At 61.8% G+C, this 9,492-nt stretch carries 11 protein-coding genes; 6 read left to right on the top strand and 5 right to left on the bottom strand.

What is annotated here, in order from left to right:
• Positions 1 to 202 precede the first annotated feature (202 nt).
• The 4 genes from ACL02S_RS13840 to ACL02S_RS13825 all read right to left on the bottom strand — a co-directional run bounded on the left by ACL02S_RS13840 (position 203) and on the right by ACL02S_RS13825 (position 4,154).
• Positions 203 to 2,026 carry an alpha/beta fold hydrolase gene (locus ACL02S_RS13840; RefSeq protein ID WP_412802774.1) on the bottom strand — a complete coding sequence of 608 codons (1,824 nt, stop codon included), beginning with the start codon at positions 2,024 to 2,026 and terminating at the stop codon, positions 203 to 205.
• A gap of 228 nt (positions 2,027 to 2,254) precedes the next feature.
• The gene (locus tag ACL02S_RS13835; protein WP_412802773.1) at positions 2,255 to 2,722 is read right to left on the bottom strand and encodes a type II toxin-antitoxin system VapC family toxin; all 468 of its coding nucleotides are present in this window, start codon (positions 2,720 to 2,722) and stop codon (positions 2,255 to 2,257) included.
• The gene (locus ACL02S_RS13830; RefSeq protein WP_412802772.1) at positions 2,712 to 2,981 is read right to left on the bottom strand and encodes a type II toxin-antitoxin system Phd/YefM family antitoxin; all 270 of its coding nucleotides are present in this window, start codon (positions 2,979 to 2,981) and stop codon (positions 2,712 to 2,714) included. The genes ACL02S_RS13835 and ACL02S_RS13830 overlap by 11 nt, the downstream gene beginning before the upstream one ends.
• Positions 2,982 to 3,158: 177 nt before the next feature.
• Entirely contained in the window at positions 3,159 to 4,154 is a 996-nt protein-coding gene (locus ACL02S_RS13825) for an LLM class F420-dependent oxidoreductase (protein WP_412802771.1), read from the bottom strand.
• 524 nt (positions 4,155 to 4,678) lie between these two features.
• Here ACL02S_RS13825 and mgtE point away from each other — a divergent pair.
• Complete coding sequence (gene mgtE / locus ACL02S_RS13820; protein ID WP_412802770.1) at positions 4,679 to 6,046, top strand: magnesium transporter; 1,368 nt, start codon at positions 4,679 to 4,681, stop codon at positions 6,044 to 6,046.
• A 120-nt stretch (positions 6,047 to 6,166) separates the two neighbouring features.
• Here mgtE and cutA read toward each other — a convergent pair whose 3' ends face one another.
• Positions 6,167 to 6,523, bottom strand: coding sequence for a divalent-cation tolerance protein CutA (cutA, locus tag ACL02S_RS13815; RefSeq protein ID WP_412802769.1), 357 nt, complete (start codon positions 6,521 to 6,523; stop codon positions 6,167 to 6,169).
• 387 nt (positions 6,524 to 6,910) lie between these two features.
• Here cutA and ACL02S_RS13810 point away from each other — a divergent pair, with 387 nt between their 5' ends.
• The 5 genes from ACL02S_RS13810 to ACL02S_RS13790 all read left to right on the top strand — a co-directional run bounded on the left by ACL02S_RS13810 (position 6,911) and on the right by ACL02S_RS13790 (position 9,361).
• The gene (locus ACL02S_RS13810) at positions 6,911 to 7,312 is read left to right on the top strand and encodes a YbaB/EbfC family nucleoid-associated protein (RefSeq protein WP_412802768.1); all 402 of its coding nucleotides are present in this window, start codon (positions 6,911 to 6,913) and stop codon (positions 7,310 to 7,312) included.
• A complete protein-coding gene (locus ACL02S_RS13805; protein ID WP_412802767.1) occupies positions 7,312 to 7,650 on the top strand; it encodes a hypothetical protein in 339 nt (112 codons plus the stop codon). Before ACL02S_RS13810 ends, ACL02S_RS13805 begins: the two co-directional genes overlap by 1 nt.
• Positions 7,643 to 7,966: a hypothetical protein gene (locus tag ACL02S_RS13800; RefSeq protein ID WP_412802766.1), complete on the top strand. Its 324-nt coding sequence runs from the start codon at positions 7,643 to 7,645 to the stop codon at positions 7,964 to 7,966. The genes ACL02S_RS13805 and ACL02S_RS13800 overlap by 8 nt, the downstream gene beginning before the upstream one ends.
• 1 nt (position 7,967) lies before the next feature.
• Positions 7,968 to 8,732: a hypothetical protein gene (locus tag ACL02S_RS13795; protein ID WP_412802765.1), complete on the top strand. Its 765-nt coding sequence runs from the start codon at positions 7,968 to 7,970 to the stop codon at positions 8,730 to 8,732.
• A gap of 71 nt (positions 8,733 to 8,803) precedes the next feature.
• On the top strand, positions 8,804 to 9,361 hold the full coding sequence (locus tag ACL02S_RS13790) for a hypothetical protein (RefSeq protein WP_412802764.1): 558 nt from the start codon (positions 8,804 to 8,806) through the stop codon (positions 9,359 to 9,361).
• Positions 9,362 to 9,492: the final 131 nt, after the last annotated feature.

The following is a 9,492-nucleotide window of genomic DNA, read 5'->3' as shown; positions in this document are numbered from 1 at the left end:
ACGGCCGCGAACGGTCGCTCGTAAGACTCGCTCCGGTGGGGTGGGGTTTGTCAGCGGAATGTTGGTGTGGACTATCTGGTGGATATGGGTTCCAGGGGTGCGCGGTGCTCGGCTTTCATATGTCGTCGACAGGGGTGTGGTGGTCGGGGGTGCGCTTCGATCGCTCGGTTGGGGGTCGGGGGTGGGTGTGCCGGTGGTCGGTTCAGGAGAATGGTTGGGTGTCCGGTTGGCAGATCGTGCCTGGTGGGGGTAGTACGCCATTGATGATGTAGTTGGCTTCGATGGCGCTTGCGCAACTGCTCGGGTTGAGCAGTACGGTGTGGCCGTATCCGTCTACGGTGAGCAGCCGGGCGTTACGCAGTTGCCTGGTCATGGCCTGGGCGGAGCGGTAGGGGGTGGCGGGATCGTAGATGTTGTTGAGCGTCAGGATCGGGGTTGCCGATCGGTCCCACGGGCCCGCGTAGCGGTGGGCGGCTCGGCCGGGCCAGGTGGAGCACGCTTCGACTATCCATACCCAGTACGGCCCGACTGTCCCGGCACGGAGGGTGCTGAACTTGGACAGTGCTGGGAAGGCGTAGGGGTTACGTGGGTTGGGACTTTCGCTGCAGATCACCGCGAGGGGCTGCTCGATGCCCCGGTACTTCTCCTCGATCTGGGCGACTGGCGTGGCATCGGCGGGCGGGCCTTGGATGGAGGTGGCTGGTGTGGTGTTGTCTTGTGGGTTTCGGTTCGGGGTGGTTGGTATGGTGCTGCCCGGTTGCTCTTGGTCCGGTCGCTCTTGGGTGAGGGTGGTCGACGACGCGTCGACGGGCTGGTCGATGGTGGTGTCCGATAAGGTGTTGTCCGGAGGGTCTCGGTTCGGGATGGCCGGTTCGGATTCGCCGTCAGGGATCGGGAAGGCATCGCCAGGCAACGCCGAGATCAGATCTGGTGAAGGGTCTTCGCCAGTGCCGGGCGATGGTGTCTGGCCCAGCCATAGTTCCTGCAGCAGTCGGGCCAGCGAATCCCAGTTCTCCGGGTCGTTCTCGAACCGCACGTTGTCCAGGGAGCGGTTGACGGTGCTGGCAGTAGCCGCGTATGTGTAGGTGCCCTGCGGGTGTTTGAGCAGGCGTTGCAGAAGTATCGCGTATTTCGCCTGCGTCAGCCAGACATTGGTGGCTGCGAAGGGGCAGCGGCTACGTCCGGCTTCGGCACACAGTTTCAGGAACTTGTTCAGCGTCTTGGCCGACCCCAGATCGGAGTCGTTGCGCTGGAAGGTCGACAGTAACGACGTGCGGTCGAACCAGGAGGAGGGATTGACATTGCCGTCGATCACCATCGCCTGCACGCGGTCGGGGAAGAGATTGGCGTAGGTGGCACCGAGTAGCGTTCCGTAGGAGACCCCGAGATAGGTCAGTCGCTGCTCGCCTAAGACTTGGCGTATCAGATCCATGTCTTGTGCCGAGTCGGCGGTGGAGACGAACCGCAGTAATTCCGGGTCACGCTGCTGGCAACCCCGGCCCAGTTCGGCATAGAGTTCGATCCACCGCTTATCCTCTACCGGGCCGACCGGAAACCCCTCTGGCAGTTGTGCGGACCAGGCGTCGTACTCCGCTCTGGTGGCGAAGCATTGGACAGATGTCGACGCACCGGACCCGCGCGGATCCCAGCTGACGATGTCGTACCGGTCCCGTATCTCCTGCGGGAAGAACCGGTATTGGATCGGAAGTAGTTCGGTGCCGGGTCCAGCCGGTCCACCAGGGTTGTACAGCAGACTGCCGATCCGGTTCGCCGGATCGGCAGCCAGGCGCCGGATGAGCGCCAGCTCGATCTGGCGTCCCTGGGGACGCTGGTAGTCCAATGGCGCCTGCACGGTAGTGCATTCGTAAATCGGGTCGAAGGGGCACGGGGTCCATACCGGAGTAGGTACTGCTGCGGGTGTCGCTTCTGGCGGCTCGGCTGTGGTTGGTGTGGCACCGTACGATACGGCGGCGGCCACCACCATGGATACCACGATGCGTAGGGGGAAGCGCGCACGGTCGAGCATGGATCCTCGCTATCGTCACAGTGGAAAATGCGTGGTTGTCCTGCAAGGAAACTCCGGATCCGAAACGTAGCCGATTGCATAGCAAATAATCGGCTACAGCAATTCATCGGCGTGGCGCTGCCGGAATTTCCTCGAGGAAATGGCCCGAATGGCAACTGTGCCGCAGTTATGAGCACGTCCACGCATACGTGATCTCAGATTGTCTGGCAAACTTTCAGAGTCGATGTGTCAGCGGAGTGGTCGACTACTCGGTACGTCGGGTCGTGCCACAGTGACGACGGTGAGTAGTTCGTTCAATCCGTGGAAATCATCCGGGTTCGTGGTGAACAGCGGTAGTTCTTCGGAGATGGCCACGACGGCGATCATCAGATCGGCGATTCGGCGGCGTGGTTTGCGTCCGACACTGATGACGCTTGCGCAGACCCGGCCGTAGATCCTCGCGGCTTCCGCGCTGAAAGGGATCGGATCGAACTCGTTCTCGGCGCGCTGGAGCACATCCAGGCGGCGCGCGCGCTCGATGTGCTCATCGTAGGAGTCTTGTTCGTTGTTGCGACGCACTTCATGCGGGCCGGCAGACAGCTCCGCCAGGGTGATTGCGCTGATCGCCATCGCTTCGGGCAGCTGCTCCGGATCGAGCCACCGGCGCAGGATCATGATGTTGGTGTCGAGCATGCCTTGTGGATAGTCAGCGGGCATATGGATCGTCCGCATCGTGCTCGGCCGCGGCGTCTTGATCGGCTCGGAAGGCCTCGATCGAGATATCCGGCGCGTTGTGCGACATCGCCGCGAATTCTGTGCGGGAAACGAAACGGCGGCGTCGGCGCAATGGAATCAACTCACCGATCTGGTGCCCGTCTCGAGTGACAGTGAAGGCCTGCCCCTGCTGGACAGCATCCATGATCTCCTTCGACCTGTTCCGCAGGTCGCGCTGGGTGATCTCGGGCTGCGCGGACATATTCTGAATCATACCGGGGGTGTGCTATCCGGTGCTACTGAATGGCATCAGATAGCGCAGTTGCGCTGCAGAGATTCCGCCGACCGGTCTCGGCTCCGGCGCTGTTACGTCCGATATGGCCGCGATCTGCGTGCGGGCATGTGTGATCGTGCCGCAGTTGCGGTGGCGACGATGTATTCAGCGCAGCGCGGGGATCACCTCGCGTTCGAACAGTTCGATGCCGGAGGTGTCGTAGGCGGCTTCAGGGAAGTAGAGAATGGAATAGTCGAGGCCGAGGGCTCGCATTCGGGTGAGGTTTTCGATGATCTGTTCGGGGGTGCCGACGGTAGCGGTGCCGCGAAAGTAGTCGTCGACCTGGGTCTTGGCCAGGTCGGCGCCGCCGATGTGCGGGGCAAGGCGCGCTGCCATGGCGGTGAGGCGTTCTTCGACTTCGGCTTCGGTCGAGCCGATCGCGACATTGAAGTTCGCGGAGCGTGCGATCGCATCGAAATCGGTGCCGACCTCGGCGCAGTGTGCGCGCAGGACTTCTGATTTGTGGGTGAACTCGCTTGGTTCGCCACTGAAGTTGGTGTACTGCGCGTATTTCGCCGCGGTGCGTAACGTCTTCTGCTCACCACCGCCTGCTACCCAGAGTGGAATACCGCCTTCCTGCAATGGAAGTGGCCGCACGATGGCGCCATCGACCTGGTAGTGCGTGCCATCGAGGGTGGCCGAACCCGTGGTCAAGGCCTGCCGCATGATCTGCACCCCCTCATCGAGGCGGCCCAGCCGCCGCCCTGCCGAAGGAAAGCCGTAACCGTAAGCGCGCCATTCGTGTTCGTACCACCCGCCGCCGATGCCCATCTCCACCCGGCCCCCGGAGATCAGGTCGACCGTCGCCGCGACCTTCGCCAGATACACCGGGTTGCGGTAACTCATCGCGGTACACATCTGGCCGAGCCGGATGCGCGTGGTCGTCGCGGCGAACGCCGACATCAGTGTCCACGCTTCGTGGGTTGCTTCTTCGGTCGGCACCGGGACCGTGTGGAAATGGTCGTACACCCACAGCGATTCCCATACTTCGGCCGCATCGGCCCGCTGAGCGAGGTCTCGCATCACCCCCCACTGCTCCGCAGGGGTGATGTTCAGCAGATCGAGTCGCCAGCCTTGCGGGATGAAAATGCCGAATCGCACGGTTTCTCCTTCGGGTATAGACCGGCCGAGCCACTATGCCCAACACGGCTCAGAAGCACATTGTTCCGGCAGGCACCTGGATAGCCGGGGAAGTCGCATCCGAGGGGAAGTCGCGTTCGCGGGAGTGAAATGGTGGTTTCCCGGAGGATTGCAACCGCCATTTCACTCCCGTGGGCGTCTTCCGGCGTGGTATCGCAACATCCGGGCAGCGGCCGAACTCGCTGTTGCCGTGACTCGCGATCGTGGTGCGGACAGGATTGAGCACTGCGGCTGTGGGGCATGTATCCTGCGTGAGGATCTCTTCGGGTCCTTTCGGTGTACGCGGGTCTCCGCAGCGGTAACGACGAGAAGGAGGTGGGGTTGCGATGCGCAGCGAACCTCCCAGTCGAAGGCCGCGCGGCGCCACCCCGGCATACGCCTGACCGATTCGCGACGGCCTGACCGATTCGCGGCGGCAAGGGGTCGGCGCCCGCGGTGTGACTTTTATCCTCGTTGTTCACTCACGCCTGTGCTGAGGTCCTCCCATGTCGCAGACCGACATCATTGAAGTACGTCCACGGACGCTGTCCGAATCCTTGCAGGACATCGTCGAAAGCCACTGCGTGGCTGCCGCGCTGGACTGGCTCGGCAGCCACCCGCCGCACGTTATCGCCGACCAACTCGCCCGCATGGATGCGGTGCGAGCGGGTATGGCGTTCCGGCTGCTCGACAAAGACTTGGCGCTGGCCGTCTTCGAAGAGCTCGAACCCGTGGATCAGCAACAGATCCTGCAGGGACTGCGGGATCAGAGCTTCCGCGATCTGATCGCGGGTATGGCGCCCGACGACCGGGCTCGGATGCTGCGCGAGGCGCCTGCCAAGGTCGCCAAGAAGGCACTGGCCGGGCTGAGCCCGCGGGAACGGCGGATGACCGCGAGCCTGCTCGGCTATCCGGAGGGTTCCGCGGGCCAATACATGACACCCGAGGTAGTGGCACTGCCGCAGGACCTCACCGTCGCCGAGGCATTGGCGATGGTGCGCGCCGAGGGTGGTACTGCCGAGACGGTGTACACACTGCCGGTCATCGATTCAGGCAGGCGTCTTATCGGCATTGTCGAACTGCGTGAGCTGGTGCTCAGTACGCCGGAGACGATGGTGTCGGAGTTGGTCGTCACCGAACCTGCTTCCGCCCGCGCCACCGATTCCGCGGAGAAAGCCGCCCGGTTGATGCGCGAGACCAATGACATCAACCTGCCGGTGGTGGACAGCGAGGGCAGGCTACTCGGGCTGCTCACCATCGACGACGCGGTCGAGGTGATCGAGGCCGCCGACAGTGAGGACGTCGCCCTCCAGGCGGGGTCGACGCCATGGGAGGGCCACTATATGGCCGCCGGGGTGTTGCAGCTGGCCCGTTACCGGGCGCTGTGGCTGCTGTTGTTGCTGTTCGCGGCGACCCTGACGGTCACGGTGACAGACTTCTTCGAGGGCACCCTGCAGCAGGCCGCGAACCTGGCGCTGTTCATTCCGCTGCTGATCGGCGCGGGTGGCAACGCGGGTGCGCAGGCTGCCACCGCCTGTGTGCGCGCGATGGCCGTCGGTGAGGTCAGGGTGTCGGATCTGTTCCGGGTGATCTGGCGGGAATGCCGGGTCGGTCTGGTGCTCGGGTCGTTGCTGGCCGCCGTGGGGATGGCGATCGGCGCCTTGTTCGTCGATCCGCGCATCGCCTTGGTCGTCGGCATCACGCTGATCCTGATCTGCGGCTGGGCTGCCACCATCGGCGGCACCATGCCGCTGTTGGCGAAGAAGCTGCGGATCGACCCGGCGGTGGTCTCCGCTCCTATGGTTACCACTCTGGTCGACGCCACCGGCTTGATCATCTACTTCACCACGGCCAAGCTGGTGCTCGGAATCTGAAAGGCTTTGCGGATAAGTGGCTTTGGCTGCCACGGTGCCGGAATCGGCGCGAACTTCGCGCCAACGGTGCTTACGGAAACAGGGGCAAGGCTTGTTTCATCACTGGTGTGGGTCTTCTGTTCAGCTCCACGTGGAGTCGAGCACCCACTGCCGGTAGCCGGGATGGCTGTCACGCACGGGGACCGCAAGGACCTGAGGGGTGTCGTCGGGGTGTTCGGCGGCGGCGCGCTCGATGATGGCCCGAACCAGGCTTGCGCGGGTGTGCAGGATGGCGAGTGCCTGGACGTCGTCGTGGATCCGGCCCGCCCAACGGTAGATCGATCGGATGCCGGGAACGATATTGCCGCACGCCGCAAGCTCGTCCGCGACGAGCTTGCGGGTGAATTCGGCCAGCCACTCCGGATCATCGGCAGTGATCGAGACATCCACGATTTCTTCGGTGATTTCGGCGAGTTCGCTCGGGTGATGATCAGTCACCGCTGCAGGCTACTCGGCGCCGGCCGTTCAGAACTCAGTTGCACACGTGGAGCCAAGATTGTCGCACCGTGTTCAGTGCTTTGCCTGCGGTCACGGTGAGTCGAGTCTGCGCTGCGAGTTCCCGAATCCAGAGCGTTTGATCAGGTGCTTTGATGAACAGGCTCGAGGACGGTGTCTTGTTCGTCGACCGGGTTCAGCATCAGCGCTCCTGCTTGGACTAATCCAGGGAAGACCAAGCCCTCCGAGAAAGCGGGGGAACCTCACCCTCGGCTCGCCATCTGGTCGGACTCAGCTTTCCTGCGGGAGCCTCACTGCGCTGCATTGACAGGATTTCCACTGCGACGGCATAATTCGCGGGCACGTTGCAGACGGACTCTCGGGGGATGGATGGACTACGAGCTAGAAGAGCTACGTCGTATACAGGAGGAAAGCGAGCGCTCGATTTCGGCGGCACTCGACCGGGTTTCGCAGGTCGAAGCCGACGCAGAAGAACGATCTTTCAGCGCCGTGTCGGATGACGGCTTGGCCTCGGTGCGGGTGTCGAGTACGGGCGCTGTGCTCGACATAACCCTTGCCCGTGGATTCGGTGACATGAACAGGCCGACCTGGATGGCGGCCGACGACATCGACAAGGTCGCTCGGTCGATCGTGGAGGCGGTTCGCCGTGCACGTTCAGACGCCGGTGCGGATACGCATCGCCGGTTTGCCGAGGCATTTCCTGGTGCGTACGAGCTGCTCGATGACTTGCGCCCCGCGGGAGCCCCGGGTTCGATGGAACGTGGTCGCTAGTGACCGATTTCGACAAGCTCTACCAGCTCGTTCAAGAGATGAATCGCGACTGGGATCAGCTGATCACGGATATCCGTTCCGGGGCGCGTCGAGCACAGCGAGCTGCTGAGCGCCATCAGGTGCCGGTGGTCGATCAGTATTCAGGTGTGGAGTATGGGACATTGTCTGTGGATGGCAGCGGCGCGCTCATTTCGATCCATCTGGAGCCTTACGAGGTCTGCGAGTCGAACGAGCAATCCGTGATTACGGCGCTCGTCACCGCGATCAACTTCACTGCGGCGAAACCGCAGCTGGCGCGTATTCGAAATATCACAGGGGATGGATACAGTAATGTCTGACATTGATTTTCGCGTTTGCCCTTCGGCGTTGCGTCTTCAGGCAGTAGAAGTGCGGCAATCCTCTGAGCACTGGGGAGATGCAAAGGCTGAGATATCGGCGGCTCCGATGAAATCTGGCGCACTTGGATACTTTGGCAAGAGTATTGAAGAACAGTTCAACACGGCCGCAGGCGAGGTCGTCACCAAGTTGATACTCGGACAGAATTCGATCAAATCCGCAGCGTCCGCCCTGGAAACCTGTGCTACGCATTTCGAGAACGTCGACACCGAATTCTATCGACAGTTCGGTTACATCGACGCACAGCTAGAGCGTTGACATGGGTAGCAAAACAAAGCGGGGATACGCGATCCCCGAGGACAAGAATCCGTACGGACTGTCAGCTGAATATATTTTTCCGTATAACCAGGCGGCAACGCTGGTGACCGTCGCGGAGAAGGTCCATAATGCTGCTGTGCGCACGCAAGTCGACCTGATACGGAAGATGCTCGGAAATCCTGACGACGTTTCGACCCTCCTATCCGCATGGCAGAAGGCGGCGGCCAATCTGACGCAGGCAACCGACGGTAACGACGATGGTAACGGACTGATGACCGCGCGTGCGTCGATTAACGCACGCTGGAACGGTACCTCAAAGGATGCCGCAGTCGAGTATCTCGACAACCTGATCACCGTTACACCTGAGCAGCGCGCAATTATCCAGAACATCGCAAGCGAGATCAACCAGTTCAGCGCTCTGGTCACCCAGAATTACGCGACGGCGATTGTTCATATCACCAATTACGCGGCGATCGTCGCCGAACTCGCCGGTGGCCTGTTGGAAGAAATCAGAGAAGTGCTGACTTTGGATGGTGGCAGCGTGGAAACCGCCATCCTCAGGGCGCTCGGCGAATTCATGACGGAGACCGGAAAACTGCTGGAATCGGTGATTACCTACAAGAACAACTTGAGTGGCACCATGGGCAATATCATCACCGAGGCGGCAGGTATCGCGGTGCCCGCAGCGCTAGCGCCTGATGCGACGATTATCGGCGGCTGGCAACCGCGAAATCCCACGGGGACGCCATGGGGTACCGATTCATGACGCGAATTCGTGCCGATACCTGGAGAATGGACAGACGGTACCCATTGGTAGACCGCGCCAGCATCGCAGTGTTGGCCGCGTCCATGCTTGTTCTTGTCGGCTGCGCGACACCATCCGAAGAACCAACCCCTGAAGTAACGTACCGGTCGGTACCCCAAGAATGCTATCAGATTAACGAACTGGTTGCTCAACCGGCCACCGAATTCCTGGACGACATTCTGGCACCAGACCTTCCTGGCACCATCACTGATTCCGACAAACAGCGGCATCAGGATAAAGGGTTCACTGAGCTTCAGTGCACCGTAGAATACCTGCGGTCGCTGACCGATCGTCGCGTCGATATCACATTCACGCTCGCGACCAAGAAGTACTACCGTCCGACAGGCGCCATCCCAGTACAGTCACTGGGCGATATCGCGTATCAGGACTCCGCAAACCGGGTGGGTCCGGCGGGAGCATTCTCGACCGTCGTCTTCCGGGTCCGGAACCTCGAGGTAAAAGTGAGCGCCAGCGGATCCGATTTGGGCCCGACAACACCGGACATTCACGTTACGTCGGAACGTGCGGCGTTGCGGATCGCGACCCTGCTCGCCGATAAGATCGACGAGATAATGCCAAGACCCGAATAGCCGTACACGGAACGCAACCGCTCCTGCGCCCCGGGAAGCTCTAGTTGTATGAGGCCTGGACGGTTGGTGACGCCGGTGTGAAGTCGGCTGGCTGGTGGCCGGTTGAAATTCCTGCGGAGGGTTTCGTCTAG

The organism is Nocardia spongicola (genome assembly GCF_047200775.1).
GTDB lineage: Bacteria > Actinomycetota > Actinomycetes > Mycobacteriales > Mycobacteriaceae > Nocardia.
The sequence above is the reverse complement of the archived record's forward strand: the minus strand, read 5'-3'. Positions and strand labels throughout refer to the sequence as shown.

Coding starts and splice junctions, on each gene's coding strand:
- ACL02S_RS13840 (WP_412802774.1), bottom strand. CDS start 2,026: ATGCTCGACCGTGCGCGCTTCCCCCTACGCATCGTGGTATCCATGGTG.
- ACL02S_RS13835 (WP_412802773.1), bottom strand. CDS start 2,722: ATGCCCGCTGACTATCCACAAGGCATGCTCGACACCAACATCATGATC.
- ACL02S_RS13830 (WP_412802772.1), bottom strand. CDS start 2,981: ATGTCCGCGCAGCCCGAGATCACCCAGCGCGACCTGCGGAACAGGTCG.
- mgtE (WP_412802770.1), top strand. CDS start 4,679: ATGTCGCAGACCGACATCATTGAAGTACGTCCACGGACGCTGTCCGAA.
- ACL02S_RS13810 (WP_412802768.1), top strand. CDS start 6,911: ATGGACTACGAGCTAGAAGAGCTACGTCGTATACAGGAGGAAAGCGAG.
- ACL02S_RS13800 (WP_412802766.1), top strand. CDS start 7,643: ATGTCTGACATTGATTTTCGCGTTTGCCCTTCGGCGTTGCGTCTTCAG.
- ACL02S_RS13795 (WP_412802765.1), top strand. CDS start 7,968: ATGGGTAGCAAAACAAAGCGGGGATACGCGATCCCCGAGGACAAGAAT.